The following is a 17,648-nucleotide window of genomic DNA, read 5'->3' as shown; positions in this document are numbered from 1 at the left end:
CCGGTCTGAAGGCGGTTGGCGATCCCGGCCGTCTCGAAGCGAGGAGCCCCACCGATGCGTGGATCCCACATACGCGGCCTGGCGGTCGCCGTCGCCGTGACGACGGCCGCCACGGGACTGGCCGGAACGGCCTTCGCGGGACCGGCCACGGGGACGGATCACGCGGTGGCGGCCACCGGCACCACCGTCGCGTCCGTCGTCACGGCCGCGCGTGCCGCCGCCTTCGCGCACGCGGCGGCGACAGGCGTCGTCCAGGGCGACGCACTCCGGGCCAAGGACGTGATGATCGACCCCGAGGGCGCACGTCATGTCCGGTTCGTCCGCACGCACCAGGGCATGCCGGTCCTCGGCGGCGACCTCGTCGTCCACCTGTCCCATCGGCTGACCTACACCGGGGTCTCCAGGGCGGCCGACCACAGCGTCGAACCCGCCACCATGCGGCCCGAGCTGACGGCGGCGGAGGCCGAGGCGAAGGCCGCAACCGTCGCCGAGGGCGACGCGGGCACCGCCCGCCTCGTGGTCGACGCCCGCGACGGCCGGGCCGCCCTCGCCTACCAGGTCCCCGTCAGCGACAGCGACACCGCCGAGGCCACCGGCACCCGCACCGTCGTCATCGACGCCGTCACCGGCACGGTCCGCAGCAACACCCCTGACAGCGACGAGTTCCTCTCACCCGAACTGCTCGACACCCTGCGCGAGCGCGGCGAGACCCTGAACCCCGCCACCGGCACCGCCGCACGGGCGACCGCGCTCACCGCGGCCGGAGCGACTCGCGCGGCCCACTACCCGGTCACCGCCTCGGGCACCGGCACCTCCCTCTTCGTCGGCAAGGTGCCGCTGACCACCACCCAAACGGCGCGCACCGGTTACCTCCTCAAGGACCCGACGCGCTGGGGCACCGAGACGCGCGACGCCAAGGGGCAGGAGCTGGAGAGCTTCGCGCGCGGCAAGGCGTTCACCAGCACCACCGACAAGTGGGGCAACGGCACCGTCTCCCACCGCGACAGCGCCGCCGTCGACGCCCAGTACGGCATCACCCAGACCCTGGACTTCTACAAGAAGACCTTCGGCCGCAAGGGCATAGCCAACGACGGCAAGGCCGCCCGCGGCATGGTCCACTTCGGCAAGAAGGTCGCCAACGCGTTCTGGGACTCGACCTGCGGCTGCATGCTCTACGGCGACGGTGACGGCGACATGTTCAAGAAGCCGCTCGTCGTCCTCGACGTGACGGGACACGAGCTGACCCACGGAGTCGTGGACGCCACCGCCGAGCTGGAGCCGACCCGCGTCGACGCGGAGGGCAATCAGTACGGCGAGGCGGGCTCACTGAACGAGTCCCTCGCGGACATCTTCGGCTCCAACGTCGAGTTCAGCGCCAACAACGCGAAGAACCCGCCGAACTACCTCATCGGCGAGAAACTCGGCCTCCCCCAGAAGTTCCTGCGCCGCCTCGACCACCCCTCCCTCGACAAGCTCGAAGGCACCATCGACTACTGGTCGCCGCAGACCTACGACGCCGAGGTGCACGCGGGTTCGGGTGTCTCCTCGCACGCGTACTACCTGCTCGCCGAGGGCAGCGGACGCAAGACGATCGGCGGCTTCGCCTACGACTCGCCGACCTACGACGGGTCCACGGTCACCGGCATCGGACGGGCCAGGGCCACCGCGATCTTCTACCGCGCGCTCACCCGCTACATGGTGTCCACCACCGACTTCCACGACGCGCGCCTCGCCACGCTCAAGGCGGCGGCGGACCTCTACGGCGCGAACAGCACGGCGTACCAGACCGTCGACAAGGCCTGGGCCGCCGTGAACGTCACGGTCGCCAACACCCCTGCGGCCAGGCGCTGACGACCGTCCGGGTGTCCCGCCACGAGTGGGGCACCCGGACGTCCGGCCGGCTCAGATCCACTGCTTCTCGACCTCCTCGGAGACCGTGAACCCGGCCTCGCAGGAAGGGCAGTTCGCCTTCCCGAACACATACGTCAACGCGGTCGCGACCTCCGTCTGTCCGGACTCGACCGCCTCGCCGTGCAGTCGCGCACCGATGCCGTCGAGTGCGTCGGGCGCGGCCGGTATCAACTCCGTCCGCCCCTCGGTGTTCTCCTCCTTGCCCGTGGCGAACACGTAGTCGCCGGCCGAGGCGAAGAAGCCGTACGAACCGAACGCGACGTACAGGCCCTCCTCGCACTCGGGGCATTCGAGGTCGTACTCCTCGCTGTTCACTCCCTCCAGAGCCTCGGCCCACACCCCGCCGCCCTCGAAGGCGAGCACGGCCATCTGCAGATAGACGAAGGTGTGCGCGTCCTGCGTCGGATCGGCGCGCAACCGGCGTGCGACATCGAGCAGTTGGTCCAACTCGTGCGCATAGCGCCGCTGGCACTCCTCGTCCGGGTCCGTGGCGATCAGCCCGGCCATGGTGACCGCCTGTATCGGCCCGCCCGGTGCCCGCTCCAGGGCGATGTCGGTGAGTACGGGCATCGCCGCCCAGCTCGCCTCGTACACCGACCCCTGGTGGCACAGCGAATCCCACAACTCCTGCCACACGGCCTCGTCCTCGGAGCCGCCGAGGCGCGCGAACAGGCCGGGAATGTCCTCCGCGCTGCCGTGGGCGTGGGTCAGCGCGGACCAGTCGATCGTCGTCATACGGCGATTGTGCCGCCCGGCACTGACAACGCGACTCCGGCCGCGGGCGGCTCCGTCAGACCCGCCGTCGACTTGGACCGGACGAATCCTGCTTCTTTCATTGACGACGGAAAAGAAGGCATCTAGGTTCCGGCCATGCGCTCGATCCCGCACACCGAGTCGTTCCCGGCCCACACGCCGGCCGCCTCGCAGGTCTTCACGACCGTCCTGTCCCAAGGCCCCCTCACCCGGCTTGAGGTGGCCCGCCGGGCCGGGCTGTCGGCGGCGGCGGTGACCAAGGCGGTCCGGCCGCTGATCGAGGCGGGGTATCTGACGGAGGGCGCGGACGAGGACGCGCCCCCGGCGCTGGGGCGGCCCGCGAACCTCGTACGGGTCGACGGCGGGCGCGCGCTGTTCATCGGGGTCAAGGTGACCGGCGACGAGATCATCGGCGTCCTCACCGACCTGTGCTGCCGCATCCGTGTCGCCCGTCATGTGCCGCTGACCGACCGCGACCCCCGGGAGGTACTGGCCGCGATCGCGGACCTGGCCCAGGAACTCCGCGCCGGGGCGGACGAGTTGGGCATCCAGGTGGTCGGCCTCGGCCTCGCGGTCTCCGGCGACGTGGACCGCGGCGAAGGGGTCGTCCGTTACTCGCCGTTCCTGGAGTGGCGTGACGTACCGCTCGCCGAACTGGCCGCCATGACCACGGGGTTGCCGGTCACTGTCGACAACGACGTGCGCGCGCTGACCGTCGCCGAGCAGTGGTTCGGCGCCGGTGCCGGACTCACGGACTTCGCCGTGGTGACCGTCGGCGCGGGCATCGGCTGCGGACTGGTCGTGCACGGCCGGGTCGTCGCCGGCGCCCACGGTGTCGCGGGCGAGATCGGCCATGTCGTCGTCGATCCCGCCGGGCCCCGCTGCCACTGCGGCAACCGCGGCTGCGTCGAGGCGATCGCCGGGGACGCCGCGATCGTCGCCCGCGTCCGTGAGGTGACGGGGGTCCAGGTCGCCGACACCTCGGAGGCCGTGGCCCTCGCCCACCGGGGCGACGCCGGAGCCCGCGAGGTCTACGCGCGGGCCGGCGAGGCGATCGGCCGGGGCATCGCGACCGTGGCCAACCTGCTCGGCCCCGAACGCGTGATCATCTCCGGCGAAGGCCTCGCCGCCTACGACCTGTTCGCCGAGCAGATCCGCGACTCCTTCGCCGAGGCCGCCTTCGGCTCCGCCGCCCGCTGCGACGTACGCACCCGCCCCCTGCCCTTCGACGAGTGGGCGCGAGGGGCCGCCGCCACCGCGATCCAGTCCTTCATCCGAGCCGCCGACTAGCCCGCACGATCACCCTCCGACCCGCACGAGGAGCCCAACGATGTACTCCCTCACGCCCGTTCGCGCCCTGAGAGCCATGGTGGTCCTGGCCCTCACCGCCGGCTTCGCCACCCACCTCCCCACTGCGCACGCGGACACGGCACCGACCGTCGCGGCCAAGCCCTATATGGGCTGGTCGAGTTGGAGCATGCAGTCGTCCAAGTACCCCGGCCTCAACCCGGACGGCGACTACAGCTACCTCACCGAGGCGAACGTCGACAAGCAGACCGACGCGCTCGCCGCCAAGCTCAAGAAGTACGGCTACGACTACGTCAACATCGACGCCGGCTGGTGGATGGACAAGACCTGGAAGTCCGGATTCGACGAGTACGGCCGTCAGAAGGCCGACCCGGTCCGCTTCCCCAGCGGCATGAAGGCCGTCGCCGACCGCATCCACTCCAAGGGCCTCAAGGCCGGCATCTATCTGCCCGCGGGCCTGGAGAAGGGAGCCTACGGCGACGGGAAGACGCCCATCCGGAACGCCGACGGCTGCACCACCGCCGACATCGTCTACAGCGACCTGCGCACCACCAACGGCTGGGACAGCGCGTACAAGATCGACTTCTCGCGGCCCTGCGCCCAGAAGTACATCGACTCCCAGGCGCAGTTGATCGCCGGCTGGGGCTACGACTTCCTCAAGCTCGACGGTGTCGGTCCCGGTTCCGGAAAGAGCGGTGACCAGTACGACAACGTTGCCGACGTGGCCGCCTGGAACAAGGCCATCACCGCCACCGGACGCCCGCTCCACCTGGAACTCTCCTGGTCCCTGGACTACGGACACGCCGCCGACTGGAAGAAGTACTCCAACGGCTGGCGCATCGACACCGACGTCGAGTGCTATTGCAACACCCTTGTCAGCTGGGAGAACTCGGTCGACGACCGCTGGGACGACGCCCCCGCCTGGACCGACAAGGCGGGCCCCGGCGGCTGGAACGACCTCGACTCCCTCGACGTCGGCAACGGCGCGATGGACGGCCTGACCAAGGCGGAACGCCAGAGCTACGCGACTCTCTGGGCCGTCGCCAAGTCCCCGCTGTTCACCGGCGACGACCTCACCCGGCTCGACGACTACGGCGTCTCCCTGCTGACCAACCGTGAGGTCATCGCCGTCGACCAGAGCGACGCGCTGCCCGCCCGCCCCGTCACCCCGTCCGACGCCCAGCAGGTGTGGGCCGCCAAGAATCCCAACGGCACATACACGGTTGCCCTGTTCAACCTCGCCAGTGCTCCGGCCGCCGTCTCCGCGAACTGGACGGCCCTCGGCTTCACCGGCAAGGCCGACGTCCGTGACCTCTGGAACCACGAGGACCTCGGCTCCTTCACGAACAAGGTGACCGAGGCCCTGCCCGCCCACGGCTCCCGCCTCTTCACCGTCACCCCGCACGGCAGCGCCGTCACCACGACCCCCTACGAGGCCGAGGCCACCACCAACACCCTCAGCGGCAACGCCTCCGTCGCCGACTGCTCGGCCTGCTCCGGCGCCCACAAGGTTGGCAACCTCTACCTCGGCGGCAAGCTCACCGTCAACAACGTCGTCGCCGCCAAGGCCGGCACCTACCAGGTGAGGATCGCCTACGTCAGCGGCGACTCCCGCTCGGTCGCGATCTCCGCGAACGGCAACGGCGCCACCAGCCACAAGTTCCCGTCCACCGGCGACTGGGGGACCGTCGGGACGGTCAGTGTGCCGGTGACCCTGAAGGCGGGCGCCAACACCATCACCTTCGACAGCGGTTCGAGCTATGCACCGGACATCGACCGGATCGACGTGCCCAAGTCCTCCTCCTGAGCCGACCTTCGCGGAGACCCACCATGCCCAGTGCACCGTTCGACCTGCCCAGACGCAATGTGCTCGCCCTCGCCGCGGCCACCGGTGCCCTCGCCGGCCTGCCCGCCTTCACCGCCTCCGCCGCACCCGAGCGACCCACCAACACCTCGTACGGCAACGCCGCTTCACGCAACACCCTGTGGTGGCAGGCCCCGGCCGACGACAACTCGATGATCGTGCAGGGCCTCCCCGTCGGCAACGGCCGGCTCGGCGCCCTCGCGAGCAACGACCCCGGCCACGAGGTCCTCCTCGTCACCGACGCCACCATGTGGACCGGCGGCCTCAACGACACCCTCGACTCGGACGGCCAATTCCCCTACGGCCGCGCCGACTTCGGCTCCCTCACCCTGCTGGCCCGGCTCACCGTCGACATCCCCGACCACGACCTGGGCGCGGTCTCCGGCTACCGCCGCACCCTCGACCTCGAACAGGGCGTTGCGACCACCTCGTACGTCCGCTCCGGAGTGACGTACCAGCGGCAGCTGTTCGCCAGCCGTCCCGACGACGTGATCGTCCTGCACTTCACCCAGAGCGGCGGCGGACGCTACACCGGCACCGTCGAGCTGGCGGGCACGCACGGCGAACCGGCCACGGACGCCCGCTCGTTCGGCGGCACCCTGGCCAACGGCCTGCGGTACGGCGCCGCCGTCACGGCATACGGGACCGGCGGCAGCATCACCGTGAACGGCTCGCACGTCGCCTTCTCCGGCTGCAAGGACGTCACCGTCGTGCTGAGCGGCGGCACCAACTACGCGCCCAACGCGGCGGCCCACTACCGCGATCCGTCACTCGACCCGCAGAAGCTGGCCCGCACCAAGGTGGGCGCAGCCGCCAAGCACACGGCGGCCACCCTGCTGCACACCCATGTCGCCGACCACGGCGCGCTGTTCGGACAGCTGGGCATCTCGCTCGGCACCTCGTCCGCCGACCAGCGTGCCCTGGACACCTGGGAGCGCGTCCAGGCCCGGGCCCGCGACGGCATGCCCGACCCCGAACTCGAAGCCTCCTACCTCCAGTTCGGCCGCTATCTGATGATCGCCGGCTCCCGGGGGAGTCTGCCGATGGGCCTCCAGGGGAACTGGCTCGACGGCAACGACCCCGACTGGATGGGCGACTACCACACGGACATCAACATCCAGATGAACTACTGGATGGCCGACCGCGCCGGACTCTCCCAGTGCTTCGACGCGTTCACCGACTACTGCGTCGCCCAGCTCCCGGACTGGACCGACCTCACCCGCAGACTCTTCAACGACTCCCGCAACCGCTACCGCAACTCCAGTGGGAAGAACGCCGGTTGGACCGTCGCCATCTCCACCAACCCCTACGGCGGCGGTGGTTGGTGGTGGCACCCGGCCGGTAACGCCTGGCTGAGCAACACCCTCTGGGAGCACTACGAGTTCACGGGCTCACGCGCCCACCTCGCGAAGATCTACCCGCTCCTCAAGGGCGCCGTCGAGTTCTGGGAGGCGCGGCTGCTCACCACGACGCTGCCCGGCAGCTCGAAGGAGGTGCTGATCGCCGACAGCGACTGGTCGCCCGAACAGGGCCCGCTCGACGCGAAGGGCATCACCTACGCCCAGGAACTGGTGTGGGCGCTGTTCGGCAACTACTGCGTCGCGGCAGCCGAGTTGAAGAAGGACACCGGCTACGCGGGCACGATCGCGGGACTCCGCAAGAAGCTGTACCTCCCGGTGGTCAGCCCCAAGACGGGCTGGCTGGAGGAGTGGATGTCCCCCGACAACCTCGGCGAGACCACGCACCGGCACCTGTCCCCGCTCATCGGGCTCTTCCCCGGGGACCGTATCCGCCCCGACGGCTCCACCCCGAAGGACATCGTCGACGGCGCCACCGCCCTGCTCACCGCCCGCGGCATGGAAAGCTTCGGCTGGGCCAACGCATGGCGCAGCCTGTGCTGGTCACGGCTCAAGAACGCCGACAAGGCCTACCAGTTGGTCGTCAACAACCTCCGCCCGTCCACCGACGGCAGCAACGGCACCGCCTCCAACCTCTTCGACATCTACCAGGTCGAGGCGGGCCGCGGGATCTTCCAGATCGAGGCCAACTTCGGTACCCCCGCCGCGATGATCGAGATGCTCCTCTACTCCCGCCCCGGCCATCTGGAAGTCCTCCCGGCCCTCCCCGACGCGTGGGCCGCCTCCGGGTCCGTGACGGGTGTCGGCGCCCGGGGCGGCTTCGTCGTGGACCTCCACTGGAAGAACGGGAAGCCGACCGAGGTGAAGATCCGCAGCATCAACGGCCGGACGACGACGGTGGCCTTCGGCACCAGCACACAGACGGTGCGGCTTACCCCGGGCGGGTCCGTCACGCTGCGGGACTTCGCCCGGTGACGGCCCGACGGGCCCGGTTGAGCCGTGGGCTGGCTCTTGTGATGATGGCTGTGGCTCTCCAGACCGTGCCCGCGCAGGCACGGTCGGAGCCCACCGCCCCGACGCCGGTGACGGCCTCGGGTGGTTCACACACCGTCGTCACCTGGGGAGCGAGCGCCGACCGCACGGGCGACGGAGTGGCCGGCCGCGGCTACCGCCTGATCGTGCACACCAGCGTCGCGGGCGGCGAGCTGCGGATCCGGCTCTCCAACGCCTTCGGCGACCGGCCGGTGACCTTCGACAGCGTCTACGCGGGCGTGCAGAAGGAGGGCGCCACGCTGGTGCCCCGCTCCAACCGGCGGCTCACCTTCGGCGGCGGACGGTCGGTCACTGTCCCCGCCGGGGCGACCGCGTACAGCGACCCGCTGACCGGCGCACTGCCCGCGGCCACCAACCTGGTGGTCAGCATCCACAGCCCGGACGCGGCGGGCCCGGCGACCGGTCACGGACTGGCCATGCAGACGTCCTACGCGACCCAGGGCGACCACACGTCCGAGGAGAGCGGTGCCGCCTGGACCGACACCATCGGTTCCTGGTACTACCTCGACGCCGTCACCGTCCGGACGGCCGCGGACATCGGTGCCGTGGCCGCCCTCGGCGACTCCATCACGGACGGCTGGGCGTCCACGACCGACCAGAACCGGCGCTGGCCCGACTATCTGGCCCGACGGCTCCAGCGCGCCGGCACGACCGTGAAGGGAGTGGCCAACGAAGGGATCTCCGGCAACAAGGTGCTCGCGGACGGCGCCGGGCAGAGCGCCCTGACGCGGCTGCAGCGGGACGTCCTGTCGCAGCCCGGTGTCCGCACGGTGTTCCTGTTCGAAGGGGTCAACGACATCAAGGCCCACAGCGGCGTCACCGCCCAGGACCTGATCGCCGGCTACCGCGAGATCATCGCCCGGGCACACGCCGCCGGGAAGTGTGTCGTCGGCGCCACGGTCGGACCGTACGAGGGCTGGTCCGAATGGGACCGGGCGGGCGAGGCGGTGCGTCAGGAGGTGAACCAATTCGTCAAGGACAGCGGGGAGTTCGACGCCGTCACCGACTTCGACCACATCCTTCGCAGCCCCTACGACCAGGAAAGGATGCTGCCCTTCTTCGACGGCGGTGACCATCTGCACCCCAACGACAAGGGGATGCAGGCCATGGCCGACGCGGTCGACCTCACCGCCCTCGACTGCGGGCGGTGAACCTCAGCCGGACGCCGTCGCCTCCGGGGTGATGAGCCCCTGCCGGTAGGCGATCGCCACCGCCTCCGTACGGCTCGCGGCGCCCAGCTTCGCGAGGATGTTGGAGACATGGACGCTCGCCGTCTTGCCGGTGATGAACAGCTCCTCGCCGATCTGGCGGTTGCTGCGGCCTAGCGCGAGCAGCCGCAGCACGTCCTGCTCGCGGGCCGTCAGCGGCGAGGGGCGCTCTCCGCCGTCCGCAGGCAGGTCGCCGAGGCGGCCACGGCGGGCGAGCGTGTCCAGCCGCGCGAGCAGGGGCGCGGCACCGAGCCGGGTGGCCGTCTCCCGGGCCGCACGTGCCTGGACGACGGCCTCCTCACGCCGGTCGGCCGCCAACAGGGCTTCGGCGAAACGGAATTGGCAGCGCGCCCGTTCGTAGACATCGCCGTAGTCGAACGCGGTCACCGTCTTCTCCCAGACCGCCGTGTCCGGTCCCGCCACCGCCCGTGTCCACTCCGCCTCGGCGCGCGCCAGCCAGGCCAGACCCTCCGGTCCCTGCGGACTGCGGCCGTCGCCCTCCTTCGCCACGGCCCGCGCCAGCTCGACGAGTTCCGTCGCGGTCTCCGTCCAGCGGCGCACCCCCGCCTCGTCGCCCGTCAGCCGCAGTGCGGCGGCCCGGTCGGCGACCGGAGCGAGAGCGAGGGCGGCGAGCCGGACCGCCAGGTCGGGACGCCGGCCGGCATCGTCGGTGAGCGCCGCGACCGCCGAGCGCATCGCCTCAACGGCCGCCTCCGGATCGTCCCGCACCGCGCCGGCGTCCGTCAGTACGATGCCCGCCACCATCGCGGCCATCCATTCGAACGGCCCGTCCAGCAGGGCACGTGCCCGGTCCGCAGCCCTCAAGTCGCCGCGCGCGAGCGCCACATACAGTGCGGGTCCCACGGTGAAGCCGCCCGTCCGCGGCAATACCTTCGCGTCGCTCGTGGCGGCCTTCTCGCACTCGTCCCAGCGACCGAGTGTGTACAGCACCAGCAGCTGGAGATAGCGCATCTCCAGCGGGTACGGCGAGGACAGCAGCCCGGCGCGGCGGGCCCGGTCCAGCCCCTCGGTGAGCCAGGGCAGGGACTCCTCCAGGTGCCCGGACTCGAAGTTGCCGATGGCCAGATGGAACAGGGCGCGCATCTCCACGGGCGCGTGCCCGGCCTGCCGGGCCAGCTCGCGTGCCTGAGCGAGCCGCTCGCGGCCCTCCGGGGTGCGCCGCCCACCCCTTTCGAGGGTGGCCAGCGAGATCAGCAGATCGGCCTGGGCGTCGACCAGTTGGAGTTCCTCGGCGCTGCGCAGGGCCTGCCGGGCGACCCGCAGCGCGATCTCGTCCTCCCCGACCTGACGTGCCGTCAGCACATGAGTGGCCGCCGCCCACACCCACGTACGCGAGGGCGGTTCGGCCGGGATCATCGCGAGAGCCTCGCTGCTGTAGGCGAACGCGGCGGTGAGGCTGTCGACGCCCATCAGGTTGCCGGCGAGGGTGTACCGGACCCGGGCGGCCAGCTCGGAGTCGGTGTCCTGGCCGATCCCGGCCAGCGCGGACCGGGTGAGGGAGACCGCGCGGTGCGCGTCCCCGGCATGCGCTGCTGCCGCCGAGGCACGCAGGGTGAGGGTCACACTGTCGATGCCCTCGCCGGCGGGCCGGGCGGCCGGGTCGACCGACCTCCACAGATCGAGGGCGGTTTCGAGATGCCGTAGCTCCTCGGCGGGCGCGCCCACACGCTGGGCGTGGTCGGCGGCCTCCAGGGAGGCGGCCAGCGCCTCGGCCAGGTCGTGGCTCTCGCGGTAGTGGTGGGCGCGCTCGGCCGCGCTCTCGGCGGGATGGCCGCGCCCGGCGAGGAGGCGGGCGAACGAGCCGTGCAGCCGGGAGCGCTCGCCGGGCAGCAGATCGGCGTACACCGCCTCGCGGGCGAGGGCGTGCCGGAAGGAGTACGTGTCGCCCTGGCCGGGGACCAGGAGCTGTCGCTCGACGGCTTCGCGCAGCGCGGACTCCAGCTCGTCCTCGGGGAGTTGGACCGCGTCCCGCAGCAGGTCGTACTCGACGCGGCGCCCGGCGACGGCGGCGGTGCGCAGCACCAGCTGGGCGGTGTCGGAGAGTTGCTCGAAGCGGATCAGCAGGACGTCGGCCAGACCGCTGGGCACACCGCCCGCCTCCATGTCGGTGGCCGCGAGCAACTCCTCGGCGTAGAAGGCGTTTCCCTCGGCGCGCTCGACGATCCGGCGGACCGTGCCGTCCGGCACCGGGCCCGTGCGCAGCGCCCGCACCAGCCGGGCGACCTCCGCGTCCCCCATGGGACGCAGCTCCAGGCGCTCCACGGCGGGCAGCCGCACCAGCTCGGCCAGCAGGGGCCGCAGCGGATGTCTGCGGTGGAGGTCGTCCGCGCGGTACGACGCGAACACCGCGAGGCGGTGGGTGGGCGCACCGCCCGCCGGGCGCTGGAGGATGCCCCGACTGAGCAGGAAGCGGAGCAGGTCGCGGGAGGACTGGTCGGCCCAGTGCAGGTCCTCCAGGACCAGGAGCAGGGGAGCGATGTCGGAAAGGTCGGCGAGCAGTCCGGCCATGCCCTCGAAGAGGCGCAGTCGGCCGCCCGCGTCCCGGGCCGCGTCCGTGCCGGCGCCGAGCAGCCGGTCGACCGCCGGATGCGCGGACAGTGTGGCGGCGAAACGGTCGTCGCCGGCGAGTGCTCCGAGGATCTCGGTGAACGGCAGATACGGCAGCCCCACGTCACCGAGGTCGACACAGTGCCCGGTCAGGACGGTCATGCCGACGTCAGTCGCCCGCGCCGCCACCTCGTCCAGGACCCGGGTCTTGCCGACGCCCGCGTCCCCGGCGATCAGCACCGCCCCCGCCGTACCCGCGCGGGCACGCTCCAGCACACCGGCGAGGCGGGCGACCTCCTCGTCCCGGCCGATGAGCGGCGCTGCTGCTACGGATTGCGACACGCCCCCATCCTGGCACGCGCCACTGACAACGCACCTGGCCACCGGGCGGAAGGCACCTCCCGCCCGGCAGTCGGGGTCAGCGCAGTGTCTCGGCCCAGTTCGCCGGCACGCGTCCCGCCGGACCCGGCACCGGCTGGTCCTTCGGGTGGCTCACCGGGGCGGTGAGTTCGGGGCCGGAGTCGTAGAGCTCGGAGGTGCTGAAGTTCCAGAACCATTCCTCGCCCGGCTCGTAGCTCTGGATGAACGGGTGGCCCGTGGACTGGTAGTGGGCCGTGGCGTGCTTGGCGGGGGAGTCGTCGCAACAGCCGACGTGACCGCACTGCGCGCACCGCCGGAGGTGGAACCACCAGCCCTGGGCCGCGTCGCACTCAACGCAGCCGGCACCGCTCGGCGGGACGCTGGGGTCGATTCCGGTGATGTCGTTCATGCGGACTCCTGGGGCGTCTCGTTGTCGGTGGCGGTGAGGGGGAGCAGGACCTGGAAGCGGGTGTCGCCCGGTACCGACTCCACCTGGAGCGTGCCGTGGTGCTTGTTGACGACGATCCGCCAGGAGATGTCCAGACCGAGACCCGTGCCCTCGCCCACCGGCTTGGTGGTGAAGAACGGATCGAAGATACGGCTGCGGATCTCCGCCGGGACACCGGGCCCCGTGTCGCGGAACTCCACCATCAGCTGATCGCGCACCAGCGCCGTCCGCACCGTCAACGTGCCTTCCCCGCCCGCGCTGTTCATGGCGGAGACCGCGTTGTCGATCAGGTTCGTCCACACCTGGTTGAGCTCCGCCGGGTAGGCCGGGACCTTCGGGAGCGTACGGTCGTACTCCTTGACGACCTTGATCCGGTCGCCGATCTTCCCGCCGAGCATGAGCAGGGTGCTGTCGAGGAGTTCGTGCACATCGGCGACCTGGTAGGGCGCGCGGTCCAGCTGCGAGTACTGCTTGGCGGCGCCGACCAGATTCGAGATCCGGGTCGTGGAGTCCTCGATCTCCGTCATCAACAGCTCTGTCTCGACCGTGTAGTTGAGCCAGCCGATCGCTCCCGGCAGGATCTCCTCGTCCACGGCCGCCGCGACCTGGTCGAGCCACTCGACGTCGAGACCGGCCTGTACGAACGTCGGCGCGATCTGCCAGGACTCCGTGACACCGTGGTCGTCGAGCCAGTCCGTGAGCTGGTCCTCGCGGTCCGAGGCCTCCAGCGGGCTCAACGCCTGTGCCTTGGCTACCCGTTCGGCCGTGCGCTCCTGGATGTCGATGAGGTTGGCGAGGTCCTCCCGCGAGTACGGTCCCGAGGAGATGACGCGCAGTTTGTGCCGCATCTTCGCCACGCGCTCCCGCAGCGTCGAGGTGGCCCGGACGGCAGCGGCGGCGGGGTTGTTGAGTTCGTGTGTGAGCCCGGCCGACAACGAGCCCAGCGCCAGCAGCCGTTCACGCTGGCTGATCGCCAACTGGCTGCTCTTCTGGCCGAAGAAGAGGCCCTCCAGCAGATGGACCGCCATCGGGAACCACTCGCTCATGATGGCCGCGAAGGTCTCGGCGGGCAGCACGAAGAAGCGCGTCGGCTCCGTCACCCGCATGGAGTTGAGGTACACCTGCTGCACCCGGTCCCCGATGTAGGCCTGCATCGCGCCCGTGTACACCCCGCGCTGCGAGGTGCGGGCGACCTCCACGTCGTCCTCGCCGACGCGGCGCGACAGCACCACGGTGCCCTCGATCATCACGTAGAAGCAGGTGGCGGGATCACCCTCGGTGTAGACGGGCCCGGCCTCGAACTGCTCCACCTGACCGTCGCAGCACAGCCTCCCGAGCTGCTCCGGCGTCAGCTTCTCGAACAGGAACAGCGTGCCGATCTCCTGCGGGCTGCAGGGCAGCACCTTGCCGCTCATGACTGCTCCAGGTAGCGGTGGACGAGCATCACGGCCATGGCTCCCTCTCCGACGGCGGAGGCGACGCGTTTCGCGGACTCGGCGCGTGCGTCGCCCGCCACGAACACGCCGGGAATGTTGGTCTCCAGGTGGTACGGCGACCGGTCCAACTCCCAGCCCGCGGGCGGTTTTCCGTCCGCTGTGAGGTCGGGCCCGGCCAGGATGAACCCGCGCTCGTCGCGCAGCACCGCGCCGTCCAGCCAGTCGGTCAGCGGGGCCGCGCCGATGAACACGAACATCCACTGCGCGTCGACGAGTTCGGTCGTCCCGCTCTCCGTGTCGCGCAGGGTGAGCTGCTCCAGATGGTCGGAGCCGTGCGCGGCCTCGACGACCGTGCCGGTGCGGACGGAGATGTTCTCCGCCTCGTTGATCTGCTGGATCAGGTAGTACGACATCGACGCGGCCAGCGAGGGCCCGCGCACCAGCAGCGTCACCGACTTGGCGCCCCGGGACAGGTACATCGCCGCCTGGCCCGCCGAGTTGGCGCCGCCGACGATGTACACGTCGTGCCCCTGGCAGGAGGCGGCCTCGGTCAGCGCCGAGCCGTAGTAGACCCCGCAGCCCGTCAGATCGGGCGTGCCGGGCGCCTCCAACTGCCGGTAGGACACACCGGTAGCCAGGATCACGGCGTGCGCGGCGACCGCCGAACCGTCCGCGAAATGCACCACCCGCGCCGACCCGTTGGCCTCCAGGCCCGTGACCTCGCGTGCGGTGAGGATCTCGGCACCGAACTTGGTGGCCTGCCGCCTTGCTCTATCGGTGAGTTGGGCCCCGGACACCCCGTCCGGGAAGCCGAGGTAGTTCTCGATCCGCGAACTCTGCCCGGCCTGCCCGCCGGTCGCCGACCGCTCCACGAGGACGGTCCTGAGCCCTTCGGAGGCCCCGTAGACGGCCGCGCCCAGTCCGGCCGGTCCGCCGCCGATGACGACGAGGTCGTAGAAGTCGGCCGTGGGCGTGGTCGCGAGCCCCACCTCCGCGGCCAGCTCGGGTGCCTCAGGCTCGACCAGTACCGACCCTTCTGCGGTGATGACGAGCGGCAGCCGCTGCCCGTCCTGCCCGGCGGCCGACAGCAGCCGCAGCCCCTCGGGGCTGTCCGCCGAGTACCAGCGGTACGGCACCTGGTTGCGCGCCAGGAACTCCCGCACGTCCGAGGAGCGCGCAGACCAGCGGTGCCCCACCACCTTGGTGGCGGGCACGGGCCGGTAGTCGCTGTTCCGCCACGCCTCCAGGAGGTCGTCCAGGACGGGGTACAGCTTCTCCTCGGGCGGGTCCCAGGGCTTCAGCAGATAGTGGTCGAGGTCCACGACGTTGATCGCGTCGATCGCCGCCTCCGTGTCCGCGTACGCGGTCAGCAGCACGCGACGGGCGCCCGGATGGATGTCGAGGGCCTGTTCCAGGAACTCGATGCCGTTCATCTGCGGCATGCGGTAGTCGGCCAGGATCACGGCGACGAGATCCCCGCGCAGCTTCAGCTCGCGCAGCGCGTCCAGCGCGGACTCGCCCGACTCCGCGCGCACGATCCGGTACGACTCGCCGTAGCGCCGCCGCAGGTCACGGGCGACGGCACGGGAAACTCCCGGATCGTCGTCCACGGTCATGATGACGGTCCGCGCGGATTCGGCGGCCTGTGCCATACGTCTCCCACCCCGAGTGGTCGGCTTCGCGGCACGGCGGCGCCGTTGTCACCGCGCCGGCTCCCGACCATCGTATGTTCGATCGCCCCGCTTCGCTCCGGCACACCCGATACCGGGGCCGCGGCGGCGCCGGGAGCGCGGCGCGGGTGACCTCGTCACACGGTGACGAACTGCCAGTGCTGGCTGAACGAGCCGGAGCAGGGCGTCAACTGGACCAGCGACAGGTTGTTCGTGCCGGTCACGTACGCGCACCGACCGCTGCTGCGATGGTGAAGCTCGTTCCACTCGAAGCCCGCGGCCGCCGCGCTCCACTGCTGACTGGTCACGGCGTTGCAGTTGAGCATCCAGAGGACGCCGGCGAACTGGGCCATGCACAGGCCGCTCTGCTTGCTCACCAGGTAGTAGTAGCCGTCACCGGTGGGGACGGCCGTCCACAACTGGTTGTCCGTTCCGGTGCAGTCGTACTGCTGGACGTGGGCCCCGAGCGCGGGGTCCTCCCGCCTGATGTCCATGCACCTGCCGCTGAACCGGTTGACCACCTTGAAATACGAGCCGGCCATCGCCGGAGCGGCCAGGCCGGACGGCGACGGGGCGTCGGCGGCGTGGGCGTCGACGATGCCCCAGCAACTGATCACCACGGCCACCAGGGCGACCTGCAGCACTCGCGCGCGCCTTCGGACATCGGTCATGTTTCCCCCGTACGAGCTGTTCGGGACGCGTGGAGTGTGACCCGCCGCAGGAGGGATGTCGCCTTCTGTTCCGTTCATCGGAACGGTGAGGCGGACTCCTCTCGGTCACCGTCATGGCGGCAGCGTGGTGAAGACTGGGTCCGACAGATGTGACCGCACCACAGGGAGGCCACCGCATGACACGCCCGATCACGGCAGGGGTCGACGGATCGGCGGAGAGCCTCGCCGCACTCGCCTGGGCGGGCCGGGAGGCCGTACGGCGGGGACTCGCGCTGCGAGTGGTGCATGTCTGGCGGTACGAGGCGCACGAGGCCCTCGACACGGGGGACCGGGACACGCAGGACCGCTGGGTGCGGGACGCGGCGTCCGAGGCCGCCCGGACGCTGGCCGAGCGCCACCCGGGCCTGGACGTGACCGCCGACGTCCTGGAGGGCGACCCCGTCGACACACTGACCGCCGCCGCTGCCGAGTCCGAACTGCTGGTCCTCGGCTCGCGCGGGCACGGGCCCGTCGTGGGCTTCCTGCTCGGTTCCGTCGGACAGCGGGTGATCGCCGACGCCGTACGGCCCGTCGTGCTCGTGCGGGCCGGGGACGAGGCGTCCGGGGAGGCCGCGGGGCGCGAGATCGTCGTGGGGCAGCACGGAGACCCGGAGGACAGCGCGGCCGCGCTCGGCTTCGCCTTCGGGACGGCGGCGGCACGCGGCGCCACCGTGCGGGCGGTGCGGGCGTGGACCCTGCCGCCCGTGTTCGCCTACAGCCCGGGCTCCATGGAGCTCCTCGACGAGGCCGGCGGCCTGGAGCCGTACGAGAAGAAGGCACTCGCCGAGGCGCTGGAGCCGTGGCGGGAGCGCTTCCCCGGTGTGCCCGTCGTCGAGCACGTCGAGATGGGCAGCGCGGGGCAGGTGCTGCTGTCGGTGGCCGGGCGGGCGCAGTTGATGGTCGTCGGGCGGGGGGGGGGGGGGGGGGGGGGCGGGGGGGGCGGACTAGGCAGAGGCTGGAGTCGCGCTTGGCTTACTGACGGTGTCACTTGGCGAATGATA

General features: G+C 71.1%; 12 protein-coding genes. 6 read left to right on the top strand and 6 right to left on the bottom strand.

Annotation, left to right across the window (positions count from 1 at the left end; translation table 11 throughout):
* The first annotated feature begins 54 nt into the window (after nucleotides 1-54).
* Nucleotides 55-1,851, top strand: coding sequence for a M4 family metallopeptidase (locus tag AB0I51_RS23505; protein WP_362978081.1), 1,797 nt, complete (start codon nucleotides 55-57; stop codon nucleotides 1,849-1,851).
* Nucleotides 1,852-1,902: 51 nt separating this feature from the next.
* Here AB0I51_RS23505 and AB0I51_RS23500 read toward each other — a convergent pair whose 3' ends face one another.
* Entirely contained in the window at nucleotides 1,903-2,646 is a 744-nt protein-coding gene (locus AB0I51_RS23500) for a hypothetical protein (protein WP_362978079.1), read from the bottom strand.
* 135 nt (nucleotides 2,647-2,781) lie between these two features.
* Between AB0I51_RS23500 and AB0I51_RS23495 the strand changes: the two genes are divergently transcribed.
* The 4 genes from AB0I51_RS23495 to AB0I51_RS23480 are packed head-to-tail and all read left to right on the top strand — an operon-like array spanning nucleotide 2,782 to nucleotide 9,398.
* A complete protein-coding gene (locus AB0I51_RS23495; protein WP_362978077.1) occupies nucleotides 2,782-3,954 on the top strand; it encodes an ROK family transcriptional regulator in 1,173 nt (390 codons plus the stop codon).
* A 40-nt stretch (nucleotides 3,955-3,994) separates the two neighbouring features.
* Nucleotides 3,995-5,779 carry a CBM35 domain-containing protein gene (locus tag AB0I51_RS23490; RefSeq protein ID WP_362978075.1) on the top strand — a complete coding sequence of 595 codons (1,785 nt, stop codon included), beginning with the start codon at nucleotides 3,995-3,997 and terminating at the stop codon, nucleotides 5,777-5,779.
* A 23-nt stretch (nucleotides 5,780-5,802) separates the two neighbouring features.
* On the top strand, nucleotides 5,803-8,169 hold the full coding sequence (locus tag AB0I51_RS23485) for a glycoside hydrolase N-terminal domain-containing protein (protein ID WP_362978073.1): 2,367 nt from the start codon (nucleotides 5,803-5,805) through the stop codon (nucleotides 8,167-8,169).
* Entirely contained in the window at nucleotides 8,166-9,398 is a 1,233-nt protein-coding gene (locus AB0I51_RS23480) for an SGNH/GDSL hydrolase family protein (protein WP_362978071.1), read from the top strand. Before AB0I51_RS23485 ends, AB0I51_RS23480 begins: the two co-directional genes overlap by 4 nt.
* 3 nt (nucleotides 9,399-9,401) lie before the next feature.
* Here AB0I51_RS23480 and AB0I51_RS23475 read toward each other — a convergent pair whose 3' ends face one another.
* From AB0I51_RS23475 to AB0I51_RS23455, 5 genes are all read right to left on the bottom strand, one after another.
* The gene (locus AB0I51_RS23475; protein WP_362978069.1) at nucleotides 9,402-12,365 is read right to left on the bottom strand and encodes an AAA family ATPase; all 2,964 of its coding nucleotides are present in this window, start codon (nucleotides 12,363-12,365) and stop codon (nucleotides 9,402-9,404) included.
* A 76-nt stretch (nucleotides 12,366-12,441) separates the two neighbouring features.
* The gene (locus AB0I51_RS23470; protein ID WP_362978067.1) at nucleotides 12,442-12,792 is read right to left on the bottom strand and encodes a UBP-type zinc finger domain-containing protein; all 351 of its coding nucleotides are present in this window, start codon (nucleotides 12,790-12,792) and stop codon (nucleotides 12,442-12,444) included.
* Nucleotides 12,789-14,246, bottom strand: coding sequence for an ATP-binding protein (locus AB0I51_RS23465; protein ID WP_362978065.1), 1,458 nt, complete (start codon nucleotides 14,244-14,246; stop codon nucleotides 12,789-12,791). The genes AB0I51_RS23470 and AB0I51_RS23465 overlap by 4 nt, the downstream gene beginning before the upstream one ends.
* Complete coding sequence (locus tag AB0I51_RS23460) at nucleotides 14,243-15,919, bottom strand: FAD-dependent oxidoreductase (protein ID WP_362978063.1); 1,677 nt, start codon at nucleotides 15,917-15,919, stop codon at nucleotides 14,243-14,245. Before AB0I51_RS23460 ends, AB0I51_RS23465 begins: the two co-directional genes overlap by 4 nt.
* Before the next feature lie 155 nt (nucleotides 15,920-16,074).
* Nucleotides 16,075-16,608 carry an RICIN domain-containing protein gene (locus AB0I51_RS23455; RefSeq protein ID WP_362978061.1) on the bottom strand — a complete coding sequence of 178 codons (534 nt, stop codon included), beginning with the start codon at nucleotides 16,606-16,608 and terminating at the stop codon, nucleotides 16,075-16,077.
* A 176-nt stretch (nucleotides 16,609-16,784) separates the two neighbouring features.
* On the opposite strand from AB0I51_RS23455, the gene AB0I51_RS23450 reads away from it, so the two are divergent.
* Nucleotides 16,785-17,648, top strand: an 864-nt coding sequence (locus AB0I51_RS23450; RefSeq protein ID WP_362978059.1) for a universal stress protein, incomplete at its 3' end; no start/stop codon positions are given.

Source organism: Streptomyces sp. NPDC050549 (assembly GCF_040655035.1).
Classification (GTDB): domain Bacteria; phylum Actinomycetota; class Actinomycetes; order Streptomycetales; family Streptomycetaceae; genus Streptomyces.
This window is presented reverse-complemented; position numbering and strand designations above follow the sequence as displayed.

Coding starts and splice junctions, on each gene's coding strand:
- AB0I51_RS23505 (WP_362978081.1), top strand. CDS start 55: ATGCGTGGATCCCACATACGCGGCCTGGCGGTCGCCGTCGCCGTGACG.
- AB0I51_RS23500 (WP_362978079.1), bottom strand. CDS start 2,646: ATGACGACGATCGACTGGTCCGCGCTGACCCACGCCCACGGCAGCGCG.
- AB0I51_RS23495 (WP_362978077.1), top strand. CDS start 2,782: ATGCGCTCGATCCCGCACACCGAGTCGTTCCCGGCCCACACGCCGGCC.
- AB0I51_RS23490 (WP_362978075.1), top strand. CDS start 3,995: ATGTACTCCCTCACGCCCGTTCGCGCCCTGAGAGCCATGGTGGTCCTG.
- AB0I51_RS23485 (WP_362978073.1), top strand. CDS start 5,803: ATGCCCAGTGCACCGTTCGACCTGCCCAGACGCAATGTGCTCGCCCTC.
- AB0I51_RS23470 (WP_362978067.1), bottom strand. CDS start 12,792: ATGAACGACATCACCGGAATCGACCCCAGCGTCCCGCCGAGCGGTGCC.
- AB0I51_RS23465 (WP_362978065.1), bottom strand. CDS start 14,246: ATGAGCGGCAAGGTGCTGCCCTGCAGCCCGCAGGAGATCGGCACGCTG.
- AB0I51_RS23460 (WP_362978063.1), bottom strand. CDS start 15,919: ATGGCACAGGCCGCCGAATCCGCGCGGACCGTCATCATGACCGTGGAC.
- AB0I51_RS23455 (WP_362978061.1), bottom strand. CDS start 16,608: ATGACCGATGTCCGAAGGCGCGCGCGAGTGCTGCAGGTCGCCCTGGTG.